Annotated in this window: 23 protein-coding genes and 1 pseudogene; 9 read left to right on the top strand and 15 right to left on the bottom strand. The window is 65.0% G+C overall.

Going from position 1 to position 21,327, the window contains the following annotated elements; genetic code table 11:
• Positions 1 to 462: 462 nt before the first annotated feature.
• Positions 463 to 963 carry an arsenate reductase ArsC gene (locus tag FAZ69_RS32085; RefSeq protein ID WP_136899368.1) on the bottom strand — a complete coding sequence of 167 codons (501 nt, stop codon included), beginning with the start codon at positions 961 to 963 and terminating at the stop codon, positions 463 to 465.
• A gap of 260 nt (positions 964 to 1,223) precedes the next feature.
• Here FAZ69_RS32085 and FAZ69_RS32080 point away from each other — a divergent pair, with 260 nt between their 5' ends.
• Positions 1,224 to 1,703, top strand: a complete 480-nt coding sequence (locus FAZ69_RS32080; protein ID WP_136899352.1) for a hypothetical protein — start codon at positions 1,224 to 1,226, stop codon at positions 1,701 to 1,703.
• Positions 1,704 to 1,800: 97 nt separating this feature from the next.
• Here FAZ69_RS32080 and glmS read toward each other — a convergent pair whose 3' ends face one another.
• The 3 genes and pseudogenes from glmS to FAZ69_RS32065 form a co-directional block, all read right to left on the bottom strand.
• Entirely contained in the window at positions 1,801 to 3,618 is a 1,818-nt protein-coding gene (gene glmS / locus FAZ69_RS32075; protein WP_136899350.1) for a glutamine--fructose-6-phosphate transaminase (isomerizing), read from the bottom strand.
• 88 nt (positions 3,619 to 3,706) lie between these two features.
• Complete coding sequence (gene glmU, locus FAZ69_RS32070; RefSeq protein WP_136899348.1) at positions 3,707 to 5,068, bottom strand: bifunctional UDP-N-acetylglucosamine diphosphorylase/glucosamine-1-phosphate N-acetyltransferase GlmU; 1,362 nt, start codon at positions 5,066 to 5,068, stop codon at positions 3,707 to 3,709.
• Between the two features lie 194 nt (positions 5,069 to 5,262).
• Positions 5,263 to 5,970 (bottom strand): annotated as a pseudogene (locus tag FAZ69_RS32065) (GNAT family N-acetyltransferase); the annotation flags it as partial.
• 207 nt (positions 5,971 to 6,177) lie between these two features.
• Here FAZ69_RS32065 and FAZ69_RS32060 point away from each other — a divergent pair.
• Positions 6,178 to 6,861, top strand: a complete 684-nt coding sequence (locus tag FAZ69_RS32060; RefSeq protein ID WP_136899344.1) for a GNAT family N-acetyltransferase — start codon at positions 6,178 to 6,180, stop codon at positions 6,859 to 6,861.
• A 22-nt stretch (positions 6,862 to 6,883) separates the two neighbouring features.
• On the opposite strand, the gene ttcA is transcribed toward FAZ69_RS32060, so the two are convergent.
• The 3 genes from ttcA to FAZ69_RS32045 form a co-directional block, all read right to left on the bottom strand.
• Positions 6,884 to 7,873 (bottom strand): tRNA 2-thiocytidine(32) synthetase TtcA, encoded by a 990-nt coding sequence (gene ttcA, locus FAZ69_RS32055; protein ID WP_136899342.1) that lies wholly within the window; start codon positions 7,871 to 7,873, stop codon positions 6,884 to 6,886.
• Between the two features lie 2 nt (positions 7,874 to 7,875).
• On the bottom strand, positions 7,876 to 8,271 hold the full coding sequence (locus FAZ69_RS32050) for a dihydroneopterin aldolase (RefSeq protein ID WP_136899340.1): 396 nt from the start codon (positions 8,269 to 8,271) through the stop codon (positions 7,876 to 7,878).
• A 103-nt stretch (positions 8,272 to 8,374) separates the two neighbouring features.
• Complete coding sequence (locus FAZ69_RS32045) at positions 8,375 to 9,199, bottom strand: SDR family oxidoreductase (RefSeq protein WP_136899338.1); 825 nt, start codon at positions 9,197 to 9,199, stop codon at positions 8,375 to 8,377.
• A 13-nt stretch (positions 9,200 to 9,212) separates the two neighbouring features.
• Between FAZ69_RS32045 and FAZ69_RS32040 the strand changes: the two genes are divergently transcribed.
• From FAZ69_RS32040 to FAZ69_RS32025, 4 genes are all read left to right on the top strand, one after another.
• Positions 9,213 to 10,409, top strand: coding sequence for a class I SAM-dependent methyltransferase (locus tag FAZ69_RS32040; RefSeq protein WP_136899336.1), 1,197 nt, complete (start codon positions 9,213 to 9,215; stop codon positions 10,407 to 10,409).
• A gap of 8 nt (positions 10,410 to 10,417) precedes the next feature.
• Complete coding sequence (locus FAZ69_RS32035; RefSeq protein WP_136899334.1) at positions 10,418 to 10,612, top strand: DUF2905 domain-containing protein; 195 nt, start codon at positions 10,418 to 10,420, stop codon at positions 10,610 to 10,612.
• Between the two features lie 91 nt (positions 10,613 to 10,703).
• A complete protein-coding gene (locus FAZ69_RS32030; protein ID WP_169708837.1) occupies positions 10,704 to 11,030 on the top strand; it encodes a type II toxin-antitoxin system RelE/ParE family toxin in 327 nt (108 codons plus the stop codon).
• Entirely contained in the window at positions 11,023 to 11,355 is a 333-nt protein-coding gene (locus FAZ69_RS32025; RefSeq protein WP_136899330.1) for a helix-turn-helix domain-containing protein, read from the top strand. The genes FAZ69_RS32030 and FAZ69_RS32025 overlap by 8 nt, the downstream gene beginning before the upstream one ends.
• Before the next feature lie 36 nt (positions 11,356 to 11,391).
• Here FAZ69_RS32025 and FAZ69_RS32020 read toward each other — a convergent pair whose 3' ends face one another.
• From FAZ69_RS32020 to FAZ69_RS32005, 4 genes are all read right to left on the bottom strand, one after another.
• Complete coding sequence (locus tag FAZ69_RS32020) at positions 11,392 to 12,630, bottom strand: multifunctional CCA addition/repair protein (protein WP_136899328.1); 1,239 nt, start codon at positions 12,628 to 12,630, stop codon at positions 11,392 to 11,394.
• Positions 12,627 to 13,274, bottom strand: coding sequence for a glutathione S-transferase family protein (locus FAZ69_RS32015; RefSeq protein WP_136899326.1), 648 nt, complete (start codon positions 13,272 to 13,274; stop codon positions 12,627 to 12,629). The genes FAZ69_RS32020 and FAZ69_RS32015 overlap by 4 nt, the downstream gene beginning before the upstream one ends.
• Positions 13,275 to 13,313: 39 nt before the next feature.
• Positions 13,314 to 14,270, bottom strand: coding sequence for a complex I NDUFA9 subunit family protein (locus FAZ69_RS32010; RefSeq protein WP_136899324.1), 957 nt, complete (start codon positions 14,268 to 14,270; stop codon positions 13,314 to 13,316).
• 104 nt (positions 14,271 to 14,374) lie between these two features.
• The gene (locus FAZ69_RS32005) at positions 14,375 to 16,342 is read right to left on the bottom strand and encodes a lytic transglycosylase domain-containing protein (protein WP_136899322.1); all 1,968 of its coding nucleotides are present in this window, start codon (positions 16,340 to 16,342) and stop codon (positions 14,375 to 14,377) included.
• A gap of 32 nt (positions 16,343 to 16,374) precedes the next feature.
• Between FAZ69_RS32005 and FAZ69_RS32000 the strand changes: the two genes are divergently transcribed.
• A complete protein-coding gene (locus FAZ69_RS32000) occupies positions 16,375 to 16,965 on the top strand; it encodes a 5-formyltetrahydrofolate cyclo-ligase (RefSeq protein WP_136899320.1) in 591 nt (196 codons plus the stop codon).
• Here the strand turns inward: FAZ69_RS32000 and FAZ69_RS34505 are convergent.
• The 4 genes from FAZ69_RS34505 to FAZ69_RS31980 form a co-directional block, all read right to left on the bottom strand.
• Positions 16,953 to 17,312 carry a DUF805 domain-containing protein gene (locus tag FAZ69_RS34505; protein ID WP_136899318.1) on the bottom strand — a complete coding sequence of 120 codons (360 nt, stop codon included), beginning with the start codon at positions 17,310 to 17,312 and terminating at the stop codon, positions 16,953 to 16,955. The two genes, FAZ69_RS32000 and FAZ69_RS34505, sit on opposite strands and share 13 nt — an antisense overlap.
• 27 nt (positions 17,313 to 17,339) lie before the next feature.
• The gene (locus FAZ69_RS31990) at positions 17,340 to 17,807 is read right to left on the bottom strand and encodes a hypothetical protein (protein ID WP_136899316.1); all 468 of its coding nucleotides are present in this window, start codon (positions 17,805 to 17,807) and stop codon (positions 17,340 to 17,342) included.
• Between the two features lie 100 nt (positions 17,808 to 17,907).
• Entirely contained in the window at positions 17,908 to 18,450 is a 543-nt protein-coding gene (locus tag FAZ69_RS31985) for a hypothetical protein (RefSeq protein WP_136899315.1), read from the bottom strand.
• 464 nt (positions 18,451 to 18,914) lie between these two features.
• Positions 18,915 to 19,427: a winged helix DNA-binding protein gene (locus FAZ69_RS31980; protein ID WP_136899366.1), complete on the bottom strand. Its 513-nt coding sequence runs from the start codon at positions 19,425 to 19,427 to the stop codon at positions 18,915 to 18,917.
• Between the two features lie 187 nt (positions 19,428 to 19,614).
• Here FAZ69_RS31980 and pxpB point away from each other — a divergent pair, with 187 nt between their 5' ends.
• Complete coding sequence (gene pxpB / locus FAZ69_RS31975) at positions 19,615 to 20,268, top strand: 5-oxoprolinase subunit PxpB (RefSeq protein WP_136899313.1); 654 nt, start codon at positions 19,615 to 19,617, stop codon at positions 20,266 to 20,268.
• Positions 20,265 to 21,311, top strand: a complete 1,047-nt coding sequence (locus FAZ69_RS31970) for a 5-oxoprolinase subunit C family protein (protein ID WP_136899310.1) — start codon at positions 20,265 to 20,267, stop codon at positions 21,309 to 21,311. The genes pxpB and FAZ69_RS31970 overlap by 4 nt, the downstream gene beginning before the upstream one ends.
• The last annotated feature ends 16 nt before the right edge of the window (positions 21,312 to 21,327 follow it).

The raw sequence follows: 21,327 nt of genomic DNA, 5'->3' as shown, positions 1-21,327 counted from the left end.
TGAGTCACGGATCGAGCAGGCGCGTGGATGCTTGCCGACGTCTTCTCATCACAGGTGAAGCTATTGTTGCTGACTGCTTGCTGCTTCGATTGGCCCGCGCCTACTCCTCGTTACTAACCCCAACTGCATTTCCATGTTGCTGATACCGCCTGAGCTACGACTGCTGGGTGCGTCTGCTGCGTGCACTGCCACTACCGTTGCTGCAGATACCGTTACCGCGCTTACCTTTGCTTCGACTGCGACTACCACTGCAACTGCTCGAACTGCCAAACACAGGGTACTGGTACGGACAACCAACGCGGGGGGAGACCGCGCCGATGGGCTCAACAACTCGCTCCATGGAAAGCAGTGTAGAAGGTGAAGCCGTAAAACAATTCGGCGATACGAGGGCGATTTGCATGGCAGTTCGGCGAATTGCCCGAATGCGCGCTCAGTGACGCTGCAGCCGCCCGCCGTGACCCGTCAATCCTGTAGAAGCGTTTCGCCCGCGCCGACGGGCCGATGCGCCGCCGGCACCCCCAAGGTGTAATGCGGCAAGGCAATCAGGACGCTGATGCGCCGCAAAATCTGCCAGAAGACGCTCTCGAACGAACGCGTCCTTTCTTCGTCGTTCATGCCTTCCGCGAGCGGGTTCGCGAAGCTCCACTCGTAGAACTCGGGTTCGCCGGGAAAGCGAGGCGCGTGATATTCGGCGACGCTGCTGTCCATCGCGACGATGAGGTCCATGCGCGGCGCCCATTCGCCGGTGAACTCCAGCCAGCTCTTGGGACCGAGCAGGCCGAGATCGGAAATCCCGGCGCGCAGCTGCGCGATGGCAAGCGGATGAACGCGCGCGGCGGGATCGGCCCCCGCGCTGAACGCTTCGAAACGCCCCCCGCCCAACTCGCGCAACAAGGCCTCCGCCATGATGCTGCGTGCCGCGTTCTCCCTGCAGAGAAACAGCACATGGTGTTTTTTGGTCACTGCTTCGCCCCGGTTACGTATTTTTTGTACCCGGCATCTTGCCGAGCCAGTTTTGCAAGCCGGTGACAGCTTTTCGAGCACTGCCTCGAACGCCGCCGGCATCTCTCGATCGCACTTTTTTCAAACGCCGCGTCCGCACCCAATCATCAGACAGAAGCGCGATACGGCGGCGTGCCCAACCGCCGCCACGGCGGATGGCCGCCCCGCGGAATTTCAATATAAATCGTATATACTGTTTTTACTGTTTCCAAGGAATCGACATGAACACACCCGTCATCAAAGAGCCGACCAAGAAGAAGTTCCACTTCCCCAAGAGCGCCGCGCAACCTGCCGCCGAAGCGGAAAAACAGGAAAAGCAGCCTGCCAAGGCCAGCAAGGCAGCGGCCCCCGCCAAGAAGGCAACCGCCAAGAAAGCCGCTGCAAAGCCGGCTGAAGCCCGCAAGACCAAAAAGGCAGACGCCGCTCCCAAGAAGACGGAAGCCGCCCCCGCCGTAGCCGAAGAGAAAGCGCGCCGCGCCAAGAAGGAAAAGGTCGTGCGCGACAGCTTCACGATGCCCAAGTCCGACTACGAGAAGATCGACGAGCTCAAGAAGCGCTGCGTCGCCGCCGGCATCTCGGTCAAGAAGAGCGAGCTGCTGCGCGCCGGGCTGCATATGCTGGCGTTCGCGCCGGAAAAGCGTCTGATCGCGGCGGTTTCGGCGCTGGAACCGGTCAAGACCGGCCGGCCCGCGAAGTCGTAATCCGCTTCACTCGACTCACGGCCCGCGGACGCGGCGTCCGCGGGCCGTGAGTCGATCGCATGAAGGCGGGCCGCTCGCGACGCCCGCCCCTCCCCTCTCACTCGACCGTCACCGATTTCGCCAGATTGCGCGGCTTGTCGACATCCGTCCCGCGCGCACACGCCGTGTGATACGCGAGCAACTGCAGCGGCACGACGTGCAGGATCGGCGAGAGCAGCCCATAGTGCTCGGGCATGCGGATCACATGGATGCCCTCGTCGTTGACGATGCGCGTATCCGCGTCGGCAAACACATAGAGCTGCCCGCCGCGCGCCCGCACTTCCTGAATATTCGACTTGAGCTTTTCGAGCAGCGCGTCGTTGGGCGCCACGGTCACGACCGGCATCGCCTCCGTCACGAGCGCGAGCGGCCCGTGCTTCAGTTCGCCGGCCGGATACGCCTCGGCGTGGATATAGGAGATTTCCTTGAGCTTCAGCGCCCCTTCGAGCGCGATCGGATAGTGCAGCCCGCGACCGAGGAACAACGCGTTCTCCTTGCGCGAGAACTCCTCCGACCACGCGATGATCTGCGGCTCCAGCGCCAGCACGCTGTTCAACGCAGCCGGCAAGTGCCGCAGCTGCTTGATGTAGCCCGCTTCCTGCGCCGCATCGACATGCCCGCGCATCTTGCCGAGCGTCACCGCCAGCACGAACAGCGCGACGAGCTGCGTGGTGAACGCCTTGGTCGACGCCACGCCGATCTCGCGGCCCGCGTGCGTGAGGAACGCCAGCTCGGTCAGCCGCACCATCGCACTCGTGCCGACGTTGCAGATCGACAACGTATGCCGGTGGCCCAGCGACTGCGCGTGCTTGAGCGCCGCGAGCGTATCGGCCGTCTCTCCCGATTGCGAGATCACGACGACGAGCGCCTTCGGGTTCGGCACCGAATCGCGATAACGGTACTCGCTCGCGATTTCGACCTGCGTCGGGATCTTCGCGATCGATTCGAGCCAGTACTTGGCGGTGAGCCCCGAGTAGTAGCTCGTGCCGCACGCGAGGATCAGCAGGCTGTCGATCCCGGCGAAGGCCTCGGCCGCTTTCTCGCCGAAGAGCGTGGCGTCGAAGGCTTCGGCCTGCGGGATCGTGTCGGCGATCGCGCGCGGCTGCTCGAAGATTTCCTTCTGCATGAAATGGCGATACGGCCCGAGCTCGACCGCGCCGCCGTAAGCGACGACCGTGCGCACTTCGCGCACGGCGTCGTTGCCGTCGCGATCGGCGATCCTCACGCCGTTAAGCGAGAGCTCGCAAACGTCGCCTTCCTCGAGAAAGATGAAGCGCTCGGTGCTACCCGCGAGCGCGAGCGCATCCGAGGCGAGGAAGTTCTCGCCCTCGCCCAGACCGACGACGAGCGGCGAGCCCGCGCGCGCCCCCACGACCGTGTGCGGCTGATCCTTATGGATGACGGCGATCGCATAGGCGCCGTGCAGCTGCTTGACGGCCTCGCGCACCGCCGCGTAAAGGTCGCCGCGGTACAGGCTGTGGATCAGGTGCGTGACGACTTCGGTATCGGTCTGCGAGGCGAACTCGTAGCCCTTGCCGCGCAGCATCTCGCGCAGCGACTCGTAGTTCTCGATGATGCCGTTGTGCACGAGCGCCACCGTGTCGCGCGAGAAGATCGGGTGCGCGTTGTCGGTGACGGGCGCGCCGTGCGTCGCCCAGCGCGTGTGCGAGATGCCCGTCACGCCGTCGAGATCCGACTCGCGCACCTGCGCGTCGAGGTCCGCCACGCGCGCGACGCTGCGCGCCCGGCGCAATGCGCCGTCGGCCAGCACGGCGACGCCGCACGAATCGTAGCCGCGATATTCGAGGCGTCGCAGCCCTTCGACCAGGATGGAAGCGATGTTACGTTGCGCTACCGCGCCAACAATGCCGCACATGGTGTTCGATTCCTTTGCTCATGAGTGTTCGGCCCCCGCGCTCAGGTGCATTCAGGCGCGGGCGGCCGAGAAGACTTGCCGGGACCGGTCAGCTCTTCTTTTTCGTCGGGCGCACGTAGCCGCTCTTCGACGTCTGCGTCTTGTCGTTCAGGACCAGCATGCCCTCGGGCACGTCCTTCCAGACTGTCGTGCCCGCCGCGATCGTCACGCCGCGCCCGACGCGCACCGGCGCCACGAGCTGCGTATCCGAACCGACGAAGACGTCGTCCTCGATCACGGTGCGGTGCTTGAACGCACCGTCGTAATTGCAGGTGATGGTGCCCGCGCCGACGTTCACGCGCGCGCCGATGTCGGCGTCGCCGATATAGGTCAGATGATTCGCCTTCGAGCCATGGCCGAGCACCGCGTTCTTCACTTCGACGAAGTTGCCGACGTGGGCTTCGTCCGCAAGCGTGGTGCCGGGACGCAGGCGCGCGTACGGGCCGAGCACGACTTGCGCGCCGACCTGCGCGCCTTCGACGTGCGTGAAGGCGTCGATGCGCGTGCCCGCGCCGATCGCCGCATCGCGGATCACGCAGTTCGGGCCGATCGTCACGTTGTCGGCCAGCGTCACGCGGCCTTCGAACACACAGTTCACGTCGATCGAGACGTCGCGCCCGCATTCGAGCGTGCCGCGCACGTCGAGCCGCGTCGGGTCGGCGAGCGTGACGCCCGCCGCGAGCAGCGCATCGGCGACGTTGCGCTGGTGCACGCGCTCGAGCTCGGCGAGCTGCGCCTTGCTGTTCACGCCGAGCGTTTCCCATTCCTCGTCGGGCTGCGTCGTGACGATGTCGAAGCCCGCTTCGATCGCGCGCTCGACGACGTCCGTCAGGTAATACTCACCCTGCGCGTTGTCGTTCCTCAGCGACGCGAGCCACATCGCGAGCTGCGCCGTCGGCGTCACGACGATGCCGGTGTTGATCTCGCGGATCTTCTGCTGCTCGGGCGTGGCGTCCTTCTGCTCGACGATGCGCTGGACGTAGCCTGCCTGGTCGCGGACGATGCGCCCGTAGCCGGCGGGGTCGTCGAGCGTCACGGTGAGCACGCCGTAGCGGCCTTCGACGGCCGCGTCGGTCAGGCGCTTCAACGTGCTCGCCTTCGTGAGCGGCACATCGCCGTAGAGCACGAGCGTCGGCTGAGCCGGGTCGAGCAGCGGCAGCGCCTGCTGAACCGCATGCCCCGTGCCGAGCTGCTCGGCCTGCACGGCGAACTGGACGTCGGGCGCGGCGACTGCCGCGCGCACCTGCTCGGCGCCATGGCCGACCACGACCACGAGCCGCACGGGTTTCAGCGTGCGGGCGGTATCGATGACGTGGGACAGAAGCGGCCTGCCGGCCAGAGGATGAAGCACCTTGGGCAGCGCCGAACGCATGCGCTTGCCGGTGCCTGCCGCCAAAATCACGATGTTCATGGCATCGGCGATGAGAGGAGTTTTGAGCGGGCCATTCTAACATGTGGGGTCTGGCGTCCCACGCTTGCCGTGAGGGCTTCCGCACGCTCCTTCCCCGCGCCGGACGCCGTGCCGCGAGCCTGTCGCGGGGGCGCCTTGCCGCTCCCTTGCCTCTCGTTACCGCGCCTTGCCGCCTGCTGCTCGCCTGCGTCTCACGCGCCGCGAATTTCCGTCAGCGAGCGGCGCTGAACGCCTTGCTCGTCGAAATTCTCCGGCGCGAGCCATTGCTCGAACTCGGCGCGCCGTGCGGGCCATTCCTTGTCGATGACGGAGAACCACGCCGTATCGCGGCTGCGTCCCTTGTAGACAATGGCCTGGCGGAAAATCCCTTCGAACTGGAAACCGAGCCGCTCCGCCGTCCGGCGCGAGCGCTCGTTCAGGCTGTCGCACTTCCATTCGTAGCGGCGGTAGCCGAGATCGTCGAAGACGTGCTTCATCAGCAGATACTGCGCCTCGGTCGAGACCGGCGTGCGCTGGAGCAGCGGCGAAAACGCGACGAAACCGACTTCAATCACGCCGTTGGCCGCATCGATGCGCATCAGCGCCAGCGTGCCGACCGCGCGCTGTGTTTTCAGGTCGATCACCGCGTAGTGCAGTGGATCGCGGCTCGCGGCGGTCCGCTCGGCGTACTCGCGATAGGCGGTGGCATCGGCGAACGGCCCGGCCGACATGTAAGTCCAGTCGCGGCCGCCGTCGGCTCGGCTGTAGGCGTCGTAGAGGCCGGCGGCGTGGCGGGTGGCGTCGAGCGGCTCGAGCCGGCAATATCGGCCGTCGAGGGAAACACGCGGCGGCTGAGGACGCGCAGTCCATTCGGGGAGTGGCTCCCCGATCGGTTGCTGATAGATGTTCGTCGTGGAAGACATAAGGGCGTCTCTTGGTGGGTGAAGCACCGGCGAGGTGCCGGACAAATGCTTAATCTACGGAATTCGTGGCTCCACCAAAAGAGCCACGCCAGACGCACCGTCTAGAGCCACGAGCCCGCGCGGGTTCCGCGCCGAAGCCGGCTCTTGCCCGCTACGTCCCAGCCTCGTACGATGCCCCCATCTTCGCCGACAACGCCGCCCTTCCCGATGATTCTCGACACCCCCGCCGCCGAGCAGCCCACCCTGACAGGAAAGACCGTCGAACTCCTGCCGCTGCAGTACGGCCACGCAGCGGCGCTCCTCGACGCGGCCAAGGACGGCGAGCTATGGAACCTGAAAGTCACGGTCGTCCCCGCGCCGGACACGATCGACGCGTACCTGGAGCGAGCCCTGGCGGGCCGCCGGGACGGCACCGTGATGCCGTTCGCGATCGCGAGGCGCGACACCGGAAAGATCGTCGGCACCACGCGCTTCTGGAAAATCGACCGCGACAATCGCAAGCTGGAGATCGGCTCGACGTGGCTCGCGGCGTCGGCCCAGCGGACCGGCATCAACACGGAGGCGAAGTACCTCCTCCTGGCTTGCGCATTCGAGACAATGCAATGCGTGCGCGTGCAATTCACGACCGACGAGCTGAACGCGAAGTCGCGCGCCGCGATCCTCGGCATCGGCGCGAAGCAGGAAGGCATCGTGCGAAACGAGCGGATCATGCCGGACGGACGCAGGCGCAACTCCGTGCGCTTCAGCATCATCGACACGGAATGGCCCGAAGTAAAAGCGATGCTGGAAAAGAAACTGCCCCCACGCTCACTTCGTTCGCCGCCCCCCGAGGGGGCGGTCAGTACACTTGGGGGCGGCCCGGCGCGGGCCGACAAGAAAATGGCGCGATAGTCTCGCGCCATCCTTGGTCAGATCAGAGATCGTCGAACTGCACGATCGAGATCGGCTTGCCGCTCCCGCCCGGCGAGGCGTCCGGCGCATCGGTCGAGCACGGCTCCTCGTCGAACGCGATGTCGCCCGCCGGGTCGGCCTCGCCCGTCGCGCGCAGGCCCGCGAACGGGAACAGCCCGGCATCCATCAAGTGCGAGGGCACCACGTTCGACAGCGCGTTGAACATGTTCTCGACGCGGCCCGGAAAGCGCTTGTCCCACTCGCGGATCAGCGCCTTCATCTCCGCTCGCTTCAGGTTCGGCTGGCTGCCGCACAGGTTGCACGGGATGATCGGAAACTCGCGCAGCTCCGCGTATTTCTCGAGATCCGTCTCCTTCACGTAGGCGAGCGGGCGGATCACGACGTTCTTGCCGTCGTCCGATTGCAGCTTCGGCGGCATCCCCTTCAGCTTGCCGCCGTAGAACAGGTTCAGGAGCAGCGTCTGCAGGATGTCGTCGCGATGGTGGCCGAGCGCGATCTTGGTCGCGCCGAGCTCGCCCGCGACGCGGTACAGGATGCCGCGCCGCAGCCGCGAGCACAGCGAGCAGGTCGTCTTGCCTTCGGGCACGAGGCGCTTGACGATGCTGTAGGTGTCCTGGTTCTCGATGTGGAACGGGATGCCGAGCTTCGCCAGGTACTCGGGCAGCACGTGCTCGGGAAAGCCCGGCTGCTTCTGGTCGAGATTGACGGCGACGATCTCGAAGTCGATCGGCGCGCGCTCGCGCAGACGCATCAGGACGTCGAGCATCGCGTAGCTATCCTTGCCGCCCGACAGGCACACCATCACCTTGTCGCCGTCCTCGATCATGTTGTAGTCGCCGATCGCCTGGCCGACCTGGCGCGCGAGCCGCTTGAAGAGCTTGTTGTTCTCGTACGCCTCTTTCTGCTCGCGGCGCGTGAGCGCACGGCGCTCGCTCGCCTCTTCGGCAGCGGCCGGTTCGGCGCCGCTCGTCAGGATCCCGGAAGCATTCATGCTCAAACCTCTTTGATGCGAAAGACTTCGACGCCGACGGCGTCGCAGTCCGGATAAACGTCGGGCTTTTCGGTCGATACGCTTACGGCGCGCACGTGCGGGTGCTCGAGCATCACTTTGGCGACGTCGTCGCAGAGCGTCTCCTGCAGGTGGATGTGCCCCTGCCCAACGCGCCTGGCGATCGTCGCGCGCATGAAATCGTAGTCGACGACTTCGCGCAGCTTGTCTTCGACGGGCGTCGACAGCGCGAGCGGCACGAACAGCTCGACGTTGATGATGACCCGCTGCTCGCCGCGCTTCTCGAAGTCGTGCACGCCGATGTTGATGTACACCTCGTAGTTGCGCAGGAAAAGCCTGCGGCAGTCGGCGAGCCGGGGGTGCGAGAGTGCGGCTGACATGTTCGTTCCAATCCAAAAAGTGCGTGGCGGGCACGCAGTAAAAGCGCTCGCGCCGGTGTGCGGCCGGCGCCGGCCCGAAGGCCGCGGCGCACCGTTCACAAGCTCAAGTCAAAAACATCACGTCGCGCGGCAGCGGCACGAGGTGCTGGCCGCCATCGACCACGAGCGTGGTGCCGGTCACGCCCGGCGCATCGGCGAGATAGCAGGCCGCCGCGACCAGATCCTCGGGCCGCGACGCGCGGCCAAGCGGCGTCACGCGGTGCGCGGCGGCGAAGCCCTCGGGCGTCTGGTCGGCCGATTGCAGCGTCAGCCCCGGCGCGAGCCCCACCACGCGGACCTTCGGCGCGAGCGCCTGGGCCAGCGTCACCGTTGCCGTCCGCAGCGCGGCCTTCGACAGCGTGTACGACAGGTAGTCGGAATTCAGGTTGTAGAGCTTCTGGTCGAGCACGTTGATGACGACCGCGCGCTGGCTTTCGTCCTCGGCGGCCGACGCGGGCGTCGCGTCGTGGAGCGCGCGCGCCAGCACGAGCGGCGCGCCGACGTTGACCGCCATCGACGTCAGCAGGTTGTCGTAGCCGATGTCCTGCGCGCGGTCTTCGGCGAAGCGCGACGCGTTGTTGACGACGCACGAGGGCCGCCCGAGCGCCGCGGCGCAGGCGGGCACGAGCCGCGCCACCTCCGCCTCGACGGCCAGATCGGCCCGCAACGCCGCCGCGCGGCGGCCGAGCGCGCAGATTTCGGCGACGAGCGCCTCCGCCTCCTCGCGCGACGTGCTGAAATGCACGGCGACGTCCCAGCCACGCGCGGCGAAGCCGAGCGCGAGCGCACGGCCGATCCGGCGCGCCGCGCCGGTGATCAGCACGACGCGGGCGGCGGCGCTCGCGCCGCTGGCCGCGGAATTGCCTGGGATGTCGGAGGAGACGGTCATTTACAATGCCGGGATGAATCAGAAAGCTCACCAACCCGACAGTTTACCTGCTCCCGGACCGACCGCGCTCGCCGCGTCCGAAAAGCTCGTCTCGCTGATCCGCGGCGAGATCGCCACGGCCGGCGGCTGGCTGCCGTTCGACCGCTACATGGAACGCGCGCTCTACGCGCCGGGGCTCGGCTACTACAGCGGCGGCGCCGTCAAATTCGGCCGCCGCGCCGAGGACGGCAGCGACTTCGTCACCGCGCCGGAGCTGTCGCCGCTCTTCGCCGCGACGCTCGCGCAGCCGCTCGCGCAGGCGCTCGAAGCGAGCGGCACGCGACATCTGATGGAATTCGGCGCGGGCACGGGCAGGCTGGCAGCGGGCCTCCTCACCGCGCTCGACAGGCTCGGCGTCTCGTTCGACAGCTACTCGATCGTCGACCTCTCCGGCGAGCTGCGCGAGCGGCAGCGCGAAACGATCGAGGCGCAGGCGCCGACGCTCGCGGCGCGCGTGCGCTGGCTCGACGCGCTGCCGGAGACATTCGAAGGGGTCGTGATCGGCAACGAAGTGCTCGACGCCATGCCGGTGCGTCTGTTCTCGCACACCGGCGAAGCGTGGCACGAGCGCGGCGTCGCGCTCAAGGACGGCGCGCTCGCGTTCGAAGACCGGCCAGTGAGCACAACGGCAGATGCCGTCCGCCTCGCCGACATCGAGGAAACCGGCATCGCCGGCGACTACGTGACCGAAACGCACGAAGCGGGCCAAGCCTTCACGCGCACGATCTGCACGATGCTCGCGCGCGGCGCGGCGTTCTTCATCGACTACGGCTTTCCGCGCCACGAGTACTACCATCAGCAGCGCGCGCAGGGCACGCTGATGTGCCACTACCGGCATCGCGCGCACGGCGACCCGTTCGTCTACCCGGGATTGCAGGACATCACCGCGCACGTCGAATTCACGGGCATCGCCGAGGCCGGCGTCGAGACCGGCGCGGACTTGCTCGGCTACACGTCGCAGGCGCGCTTCCTGCTGAACGCGGGCATCACCGAAGCCCTCGCCGAGCTCGACCCGCGCGACGCCGCCCGCTTCCTGCCGGCCGCCAACGCCGTGCAGAAGCTGATCTCGGAAGCGGAGATGGGCGAGCTTTTCAAGGTGATCGCGTTCTCGCGCGGCATCGACGGCACGCTCGACGCCTTCGCGCGCGGCGACCGCTCGCACACGCTCTGAGCGGCGCGATGATCCGCTGGCTCCTCACCACCTTCCTCGCGATCGCGATCCTGTCGGGCTCGTGGCCGTGGCTCAGGAAGCTCGGCATCGGCCGGATGCCGGGGGACTTCACGCTGAAGATCGGCGGGCGCGAGTATCCGTTTCCGTTCATGTCGACGGTGGTGGTGTCGCTGGTGCTTTCGTTGCTGGTGCGGGTGCTTTGACGTTCTGATGCGTCAGCCGGCGCGTTGGCCGTCCGGCGGAATTCAGCGATAGAGGGCTTTGCCGTATGTTAGCAATTTTGCTAACATCCCCATGAACTGGACCGTCACCTACTACAACGAGCGGGTCAAACGGGATGTCTTTGCCCTGCCTACCGGCATTCTTGCGGACTATCTCCGGCTGCTCGATCTCATGCAGGAGTTCGGCGCGAATCTATGCATGCCGCACTCGCGCGCGATGGGCGACGGCCTGTTCGAGCTGCGCCCCATGGGGCGCGAAGGCATCGGACGCGTCTTGTATTGCACCCACGCAGGTCAACAGGTCGTCGTCCTGCATTCCTTCGTCAAGAAGACTGAGGAAACGCCACATCATGAATTGCGCAAAGCCCGCGCGCGTCTGAAGGAGGTACGCAATGGCTAAGGCACAACCCAAGCGCGAGCGCACCGGGGGCTTCGCCCCCGTGCCGCACACCGCCGAGGACACGGCGCGCCTGCTCGCCGATCCCGCGGTCAGAGAAGCCTATGACGCGCTCGACGACGAATATTCGGCGCTCCGCGCGATCCTGGCGGCGCGCCGCGAGGCCGGGCTGACGCAGGCGCAGGTCGCCGAGCGCATGGGGACGACCGCATCCGCCGTCTCGCGGCTCGAAGCCTCGCTCACGAGCGAAAAGCACTCGCCGTCCTTTGCCACGCTCAGGAAATACGCCGCGGCGTGCGGCAAGAAGCTCGTGATCTCGTTTGCCTGAGCAGCCCGGCGGCGGCGCGCTACGCCTCGGGCGCCGTCACTTTGCCCCGAGCGCTTCGGCCACGGCTGCCACGCGCGCCTGATGCACCGCTTCCTTGATCCGCTCCGGCTGGCCCGCGCAGGCCTGCGCCACAGCCCCGGCGTCGACCGAGCGCGCCGCGATCAGCGCATCGCGTAACCGCGCGGCCTCGGGAAACGCCCGCGCCTCGAACCCGAGACGTCCGCGCGCATCCGCCTCGCACGCCTGCAGGAACTCCGCAAAACGCGCCGGCTTGCGCAGCGCATCGCTGCGCTCGAAGAGACGCACGAGCGCGGCGGCCCCCATCTCCATCACGCGATGAATATTGCCGTGCTCGCGCGCGACGAGCATCGCCAGCTCGCGGCATTCGTTCGGCACGCGCAGCCGGTCGCACAGGGGCTCGAGCAAATCGACGCTGCGCCCTTCGTGGCCGATGTGGCGCGGCAGCACGTCCTCGGGCGTCGTCGCCTTGCCGAGATCATGCGTGAGCGCCGCGAAGCGCACGGGCAGCGTGTAGCCCTGCGCTGCCGCGTGGTCGACGACCATCATCACGTGCACGCCCGTATCCACTTCCGGGTGGTAGTCCGCGCGCTGCGGCACGCCGAACAGGTCGTCGACCTCGGGCAGAATCCGCGCGAGCGCGCCGCATTCGCGCAGCACGCTGAACATCCGCGAGGGCTTCTTCTCCATCAGCCCGCGCGACACCTCCTGCCACACGCGCTCCGCCACGAGCGCATCGACTTCGCCCGCCGCGACCATCGTCTTCATCAGCGCAAGCGTCTCGGGCGCCACCGTGAAATCGTGAAAGCGCGCGGCAAAACGCGCGAGCCGCAGGATGCGCACCGGATCCTCGACAAACGCCTCGCCGGCATGGCGGAAGACGCGCGAGCGAAGATCCGCCTGGCCGTTGAACGGATCGATGACCGGTCCGGTCAGCTCGCCGTCCGGACGCACCTCGCGCGCCATCGCGTTGATCGTCAGGTCGCGGCGCGCCAAGTCCTCCTCGAGCGTGACATCGGGCGCGTAGAAGAACTGGAAGCCGTGGTAGCCGGCCGCGGTCTTGCGCTCGGTGCGCGCGAGCGCGTATTCCTCCTGCGTCTGCGGATGCAGGAACACCGGGAAATCCTTGCCGACCGGCCGGAATCCCTGCGCGACCATCTGCTCGGGCGTCGCGCCGACCACGACGTAATCGCGATCGGACACCGGCATGCCGAGCAGTTCGTCGCGGATCGCGCCGCCTACCGCGTAGATCTTCATTCGTCTTGGTCGAGATAGGCGACGGGATGCGGCTCGCGCTTCGCTGCTTCGACCCAGGCGCCCACCGCCGGCAGCGCGTTGACGTGGGCGACATACGCCTGCGCCGCCTCGGACAGCTTCGGAACATAGGTGTTGAAGCGCATCACGACGGGCGCATACATCGCATCGGCGATGCCGAACTCGCCGAACAGGAATGGGCCGCCCGATTCGGCCAGGCACGCGCTCCAGATCGCGTCGATGCGCGCCACGTCGGCGAGCGCGCCCGGCGTCGCGCCTTTACCCGGCCGCGCGGCACGGATGTTCATCGACATCGACGAGCGCATCTCGCCGAACCCTGCATGCATCTCGGCGGCGATGCTGCGCGCCTGCGCGCGCGCCGCCGCATCGCGCGGCCACAGCGCGTGCTGCGGATAAAGCTCGGCGAGCATCTCGAAGATCGCGAGCGATTCCCAGACGGAGCGGTCGTCATCGGTCACGAGACACGGCACCTTGCCCGACGGCGAATGCTCGAGGATGCGCGTTTTCGTATCGGCCTCGTTCAGCCAGATCAGGACCTCCTCGAAGGGGATGCCGAAATGCTTCATCAGCACCCACGGACGCATCGACCACGACGAATAGTTCTTGTCACCGATTATCAGCTTCATGTTCTTGGCAAGAGGAAGGTTGATGAGACAGGGGACCGCTCAGCGCCCCGCGTGCGCGCGAAACGCGTTGAAGCGCGAGCGCAGCGACGCGCCGCTCAGGTACACCGGAGCGATGACTTCGATGCTGGCCGGCTCGACGCCCAGCTCCGGCGCGAGCGGCCCGCTCATGACGCTGTCGATCTTCATCGAATCGAGGTTGTCGCGCGCAAGCATCGGCTCGCCGGGCAGCATCTCGAACGACAGCGCCTGAAGGCGCGCCAACGCATCGGGCAGCCGGACGATGCGCGCGTTGCGGCCGATCGTGTCGCCGCAAAACTTGACCAGCTGCTCGAGCGTATAGACCTGCGGGCCGCCGAGTTCGTAAGTATGCCCGCTCGCGGCATCGAGATCGAGCACGTTGACGATCGCCTTCGCGACGTCGCCGACATAGACGGGCTGGAACTTCGCATCCGGCTTGGCAAGCGGAATCACGGGAAAAACGCGCTGCAGGAACGCGAGCTTGTTGAGGAAGGTGTCCTCGGGGCCGAACACGACCGAGAGGCGGAAGATCGTCGCCGCCAGCGACGTCGAGGCGCGCACGGCCTTCTCGCCGTCGCCGCGCGAGCGCAGGTACATGCTCGGTCCGCGCGGATCGGCCCCGATCGGGCTGATATGAATCAGGCGGTGCACGCCCTTGCCTTCGCACGCCGCGACGATCTTCGACGGCAATTCGACATGCGCCTTCGCGAACTCGGGGCCGTAAGGATCGCCGCGGCGCCCGTTCAGGATGCCCACGAGGTTGACGACCGCATCCGCCCCTTCGACGAAACCAGCGAGCTGCACGGGATCGAACACGTCGGTTTCGACGACGTCGAGCGGAAGCAGGGTGAGATGGCTGGCGTGGCTGCGGCGCCGGGTGGCGATCCGTACGTCCTTGCCGGCTGCGACGAGCGCATTGGCGAGATGGCTGCCGATGAATCCGGAGCCGCCCACGAGTGCAATGGATTGATGTCGCATCTTCGACTCCCTGGGTGGAGAGACGCCGCTGCAACGGCTGGCGCTACGGCCAGCTTGCCGCGCGGTGCCTGAAGGACCGCGCGGCGCGCGCTACGCGCTACACGCTACGGCATGATGTAGCCGAGCCGCTCCTTCAGCGATTGCGGCTTGCCTTCGAACAGTGCCGCGTAATAGACCGTGTTCGACAGCACGTTCTTGACGTAATCGCGGGTCTCGTTGAACGGAATCGTTTCCGCGAAGATCGCGCCTTCCACGCCGCGCGGCAAGTTGGCCTTCCACTGGCGAGGCCGGCCGGGACCGGCGTTGTAGCCGGCCGTCGCGAGCACGGCGGAACCGTCGAATTGATTGTAGATCATCGACAAATAGTTCGTGCCGAGCAGGATATTGGTGTTGATGTCGTTCATCTGCGCGCGCGAGAGCGGGCCCAGGCCGATCTTCTTCGCGACCATCTGCGCGGTGCCCGGCATCAGCTGCATGAGCCCGCCCGCGCCGACTTCCGAACGCGCATTGATGATGAAGCGCGACTCCTGGCGGATGAGGCCATAGGCCCACTCGACGTCGAGCCCCGTGGACTGCGCGTCGCGCTCGACGATATCGCGGAACGGCGACAGATACCGCAGCGAGAAATCATGCTCGACCTGCGTGCGATCGGCGGTGTTCACGGTGCGGTCGAACAGTTCGATGCGGCGCGCGTACTCCGCGGCGGCGAGCAGCTGCCGGTCAGTCATCTGCCGCAGCGGCCAGTTCCATTCGCGGTTGCCTTCGAGCCGCAGGTTCATCGCATAGAAGCGCTGCGCGAGCGCGAAACCGGGCGTCTGGCCCGCCTGCTCGACCTCGGCATCCGTCACCTTGGTCTGCGGCGGAATCGCGATCTTCTGGCCAAGCTCCTCGGACGCGAGCTGGCCGTAGAAGCTGAAGTTGCCCGCGATCTGCTCGAACTCCTGGTTGGCGTTGACGACGTCGCCTGCCTGCTTGAGCGCGCGCGCATGCCAGTAAACCCAGGCCGGACGGTTCCGCAGCTCGGCCGGCATCTGCTCGATCGACCAGCGCACCATCGTCCAGTCGCCGGCCAGGAGCGCACTGCGCACGCGCCATTCGTAGGCCGGGCACGAAAGCGGCGCGTTCGCCGAGAGGCGGAACCAGTCGACCGCGCCAGGAATCTGCCTGGCCGCCGCCTGATAGGCGATCGTGCCCCAGCCGATCGCGCGCTCCGGCGACGCGAGCGACGGCGCGAGCGACGTGAAGGTGGCCGCGGTGGCGGCCGGATCGTTGGCCGCCATGCGCGTGATGGCGAGCAGCGCGAGCTGATGCGAGGTGGTGTCGGGCGTGACGCCCTTGGCGAGCAGGAGCGGCGGCGTGGTGGCCGCCTGCTGGAACAGCACCGGATCGGGCGCGGCCGCGCCGAGCGCGTCGACGAGCTTGCCGCCCGTCGACGTCTGCCCTTGCTCGAACGACAGGCGGATCTGCTGCCAGACGTCGTCGGCCGTGAACTGCTTGCTGGCCGTGAGCGCGGTGATCAGGTCGATGCAGCCGTCGCCGTACCACTTCGGCTCGACGAGCAACGCGCGCGCCGCATCCGCGACGTTCTGCCCGCGCGAGAGCTTCGATTCGAGCGCGTAGCACTTCAACTGCGTATCGTCGTTGAGCACGAAGCGCGGATATTGCGCGTCGAAATTGGGCCAGTCGTGGCGCGCGCCGAGCACGGTCAGGTAGTCGTTGCGCAGGCGATCGGCGATCGCCGTGCCGTCGTAGCGCTGCAGGAACGAGAGCACCGGCGCATCGGGCGCGTCGACGCGCGCGTGCCCCGCGCCGTCGAACAGCTGCGGCTTGATCTGGAAGTATTCGAGGTACGACGGCGCCGGGTAGTTGGGGATCATGCCCGCCAATTGCGCCGCGCGATCGGGATCATTGTTGCGGGCAGCCTCACGCAACTGAATGAAGATCTGATCGTCGCCGGAGAGCTGGGAAAGAGGCGCCGGACGCACGGCGGAAGCCGTGCCGCACGCGACGAGCGTCGCAGCGGCAAGAACGTAGCTGACCGCGCGATATACTCGATGAAATCGTTTCGACATCTTGTTTCTGCGTTGTTTCTGGAGCACAAAAATTGAGCGAAAGCATAGCACGCAACCCCGCTGCAAAACGGAAAAGCGAGCTGCGAAAAATGCTGCTTGAAGCGCGTAAAACCGCGTGCTGCGCGCCCGATGCCGCCGCTGCGCTCGGCGCTCGTATCCTCGATATTTTGGAACACTACGCACCGCGCGTCGCCGCTTTTTACTGGCCGCTGACCGGCGAATTCGACGCGCGCGACGCGCTCGCCGAATGGCTCTCGCTCGACGCTCGCCGGCAAGCCGCGCTGCCTGTCATTCCGGTTATCGGCACGGCGCTCGAGTTTCATGAGTGGGCGCCGGGCATGCCGATGAAAATCGGCCATCACCGGATTCCCGAGCCGGAATCGGCGCGCGTGCTGGTGCCCGATCTGCTGCTGATTCCCTGCGTGGGTTTCGATGGCGACGGCTATCGGCTCGGCTATGGCGGCGGCTACTACGACCGCACGCTCGCCGCGTGGCCGGGAGCAGTTCGGCCCGCTACCGTGGGTGTTGCGTTCGAGGCATGTCGAATCAACGACCTGCCGCGCGAAGCGCATGATGTGCCGCTTGATGCAATTGTGACGGATGCGGGGAGTTATATGCATTGATCCGACCTAGGATCCGGGCCGTGTCGATTTCCGGCATTTCGCGGCGGCAACAACAGAGAAACCAATATTACGACCGGGGCAACAAATAAAAAATATCCTGCACACAAAATTCCGGAGCGGTTACTGTCGTGAAGCCTCCTGACGTTATATGACAGCGTGGATACAAGAGAAATTAATCCAATTATAAAAATCAAAATTTCTGAACTTTGATTTTTAACTCCAAGCCGATCAGTCACGACCCAAGTCACTAGATAGACTACGGAATAGTGAACCACCAAGAAATAAAAAAATCGGCCCGAACCTCCCGACCGGAAAATTTTAACATTCGTCCGTAGCCGCGAAGCCATGCCTTCGCAACGACTTTAACGATATTTTCAGGCATCTTTTCTTTTTAGACACAAAATAAATACTATGGCAGCGTAGCCCAGTACACAAAGGCCTGGCAGTAACCCAACCTGATACAGCGGGATGCTTTCAAGCGGGAGTGAAGTGCCTCCCATACTCCCCACGGCCTCCACTGCAAGCCTAGTTTCTTTTTTGACGAACAAAAATGAGGTCATGAGTGACGCAACTGTCAAAATCACCAAAGCCGCAACAGCGCCTCGACGGGCGGCCGGTGAATTCAAAAATTGTCTACATGCCAACACCCCAAGTCCAACCGAAAACCCTAGGAAGCTACTCGCTCCAATCATTTGCAATCGGTGATAGAACACTCCGCGCACATTCATAGCCACTAAACTTATGCCCGATCCACCAACCACATTTAAGAGAGCAAAATTATAAAAGAAATTCCCAGCAAACAGAAAAACCACAGCAGAAACCAGCACAATGATTTTAAACATCACATCACCTCTTGCTTGACGCGCAGAATCACGCAAAATACGCTTACCTCATTCTGCGCATGGAGCTTGTCACTGGCCAAGCTATTCATTTACACAAAAACTAAAACCGCAGAGCCGGATTACTACCCTCAAGCTCCCTTATCGCCTGAGAAATCTGAAGCGCAGAATCCAGAGTTTTCAACTCATGATTGCCTTGATTAAATTTCGCGATAGCAGTAGCGGGCGACCTTCCGCCATCGGCTTGCACAAAGGTCACCGCGGGGTTTCTGTAAAGGCGGATGCTACTTAAAGGATCGTGACCATAGATATATGGCGATCTGACATCGAAGGCATACTCCGCACTTAAAGCTCTTGGCACAATCGCCCTAATTTCCGGCAAGGGTTGAATTTCATTATAAAACCCCGAATACTCAAGCTTAAGAGACGTTTGACCACTCGGCCTGCTCGTCACTCCGATGCCAAGCGAGCCCTTGATCATGTCCCACATCGTCATCGATGAAGCATCAACTAGTTTTCCATCGATATAAATATCGCCAAGACTATAAACTTGAAGCACCGTCCGAGAAATCTGAAACAACGTAGGGCCAACAGTGTTCGCAATAGATGGCATGCCGGATTTTGTGTATATTTGCTCTACGAGCACTTACATTCCGGTGGGCGCACCGTATTTAACATACAATTCCATGAATTATCCTCCCGAGCTTTAAAGGCGCGCCAAGTGACATGCATGAGCACCGACGTTAGATGACGAACACGCCGTCAATCGGCCCAGCCGCTCATTGTATGTCCCTTTGCATCTCTAAATATTGAGGAATGCTCTCACTGGAACTGGAGCATGATATCGATCAATGCAAAAAGAATATTTACTCGATCGGAATATAAGCGCGTTCTTACGACTATCTCAGTTCTTGCATCGTGCCGAGCGTCAAGTCGCGCCGCTCTCTCACCACGCATCCACGACCGTGTCGACCGGGCAATAGTCAGCCCACTGTTGTAGAGCAGCCAACATCAATAAGTATTCTGCGCGATGCTCGCCGCGAAACTGCCGAGATCTCCCATGCGAATTGTCAGGGCTATTCCGCCGAACGCTTGCCCCCAAACCAGCGCCTACAGCGACGCCGCCGCGCGCGCCGCGGTGTCGTACAAGCCGGATGCGTTGCGCATCAGCTGCGCTGCCTCGCCGATCTGCTGGTTGGTCAGGCCGCTTTCCTTGAGCGTGGCGATCAGGCAGCTCTCGCGCACCTCGCGGTACCGCAGGCAAAGGTCGCGCCCCGCCTGAGTAGCGGAAAAGAACACTTCCTTGCCTGTCTTTTCGCTTTTTACGTACCCTCTAGTCACCAGCTTCTTCAGCGCGTATGTGGCGACGTGCGTGTCTTCGATATTCAGCACGAAGCAGATGTCCGCGAGCTTCTTCTTGCGCTCGCGATGGCTCACGTGATGCAGCAGCGAGACTTCGATCGCCGTCATGTCCTTCGCACCCGCGGCCGACATGCAGCGCACCATCCAGCGATTGAATGCGTTGCTTGCCATGATGAGGCCATATTCGAACTCGGATAATTCCGCACTCGTTTCAGAGACGAGATGTTCCGAGGAAACGATCTTGGTCGGGTGACGCGACATGTCGGTCATTGTCAAGACGAAAGTGAACGAGCCCGAAGTGTACGACGCGTACACGCCGTTGTACTCCTAGCAAAAACGCTTATTGGTAATTTCTCGATATTTTATTGACAATGTACCCTATCGACTTCGACGGGCGCGGTGCGTCGTTCACCCCTGCGCCGCCATCGATCAACCGTTCTTCATACCGATGAGCCAACCTCGAATCTATCCGTTCGGCGACTGCGCGCTGGTCTGCGAAGCGCCGCCTCCCGCGACACTGGACTGCCAGCGGCGCATCTGGGCCGCGGCCGAGGCAGCGCGGCACTGGCCGCATGTGCTCGAGGTCGTGCCGGGCATGAACAACCTGACGCTCGTCTTCGACCCGCTCGCCACCGGCAGCGAGGCGCTCGCGGCCGAACTCGCGGCCGCCATGGAGCGCGAGCCGGACGCGTCGGCGGCCGGACGCGAAGTCGAGGTGCCGGTCCAGTACGGGGGTGAGTTCGGGCCCGACCTGCTGGCGGTCGCCGAGCACACGGGGCTCACGCCGGACGAAGTGGTCGAGCGGCATGCAGCGGGCGACTACACGGTCTTCTTCCTCGGCTTCCAGCCCGGCTTCGCCTACATGGGCGGACTGGCGGAAGCGCTCCATACGCCGCGCCGCGCCGCGCCCCGGCTCGAAGTGCCGGCGGGCTCGGTCGGCATCGGCGGCGCGCAGACCGGCATCTATCCAGCCGCGGCGCCCGGCGGCTGGCAATTGATCGGCCGCACCGCGCTCACGCTGTTCGATCCGGCGCGCACGCCGCCCACGTTGCTGCAGCCGGGCGACCGGGTGCGCTTCACCGTCGCGGGGATCCACCGATGATCGACGTCATTCGCGCCGGGCTGCTCACCACGATCCAGGATCTCGGACGCCCCGGCTGGCGGCACCTCGGCATCGCCCAAGGCGGCGCGCTCGATACGCTCGCGCTCGAAGTCGGCAATCGCCTCGTCGGCAACCGTCCGCAGGCGGCCGCGCTCGAAGTGACGATGGGACCGGCAGTGCTGCGCTTTGCGCGCGCGACGCGCGTCGCTGTCACGGGCACCGAGTTCGGCTCGACGCTCGACGGCAAGCCGGTCTACTCCTGGTGGAGCCTGCCGGTGAAACCCGGTCAGGAACTGATCCTGCACGCGGCAAAGCGCGGGATGCGCGCGTATGTGTGCGTCGCGGGCGGCATCGACGTGCTGCCGATGCTCGGCTCGCGCAGCACCGATCTCGGCGCGCGCTTCGGCGGCCTGGGCGGCCGCGCGCTGAAGGACGGCGACCGCCTGCCGGTCGGCAACCTGTTCTCGCCCGATGCGCTCGTGTCGCCCGACGCGCCGGAGTTCGGCGTGAAGGCGCCGGCCTGGTGCCGCTTCGTGCTGCTCGCGCACCAGCCGGTGCGGCGCGGCAAGCACGGGCCGGGCGCCGACTGGGCCGTGCCGATCCGCGTGCTGCGCGGCCCGGAGTACGACGGCTTCACCGCGGATGCGCAAAACGCCTTCTGGGAAGAAGAATGGGTCGTGACGCCGAACAGCAACCGCATGGGCTACCGGCTCGCGGGCGCGCAGCTCGCGCGCACGCGGCCGACGGAATTGCTGTCGCACGCGGTGCTGCCGGGCACGATCCAGGTGCCGCCCAACGGCCAGCCAATCGTGCTGATGGGCGACGCGCAAACCACGGGCGGCTATCCGAAGATCGGCGCGGTGATCCGCGCGGACCTCTGGAAGCTCGCGCAGGTGCGCCTGAACGGCAGCCTGCGCTTCATCCCGACAACGCAAGAAGAAGCGCTCTCCGCGCTCCACGAAGAACGGGCGTATCTGCGGCAGATCGACGCCGCAATCGCCATGCATGAGGAGCGGCTGCGTGGCCGGACGCGCGCCGCTTGAGCATATGAAAGAGGTC

This window comes from Trinickia terrae (genome assembly GCF_005144415.1).
Classification (GTDB): Bacteria; Pseudomonadota; Gammaproteobacteria; order Burkholderiales; family Burkholderiaceae; genus Trinickia_A; species Trinickia_A terrae.
This window is presented reverse-complemented; position numbering and strand designations above follow the sequence as displayed.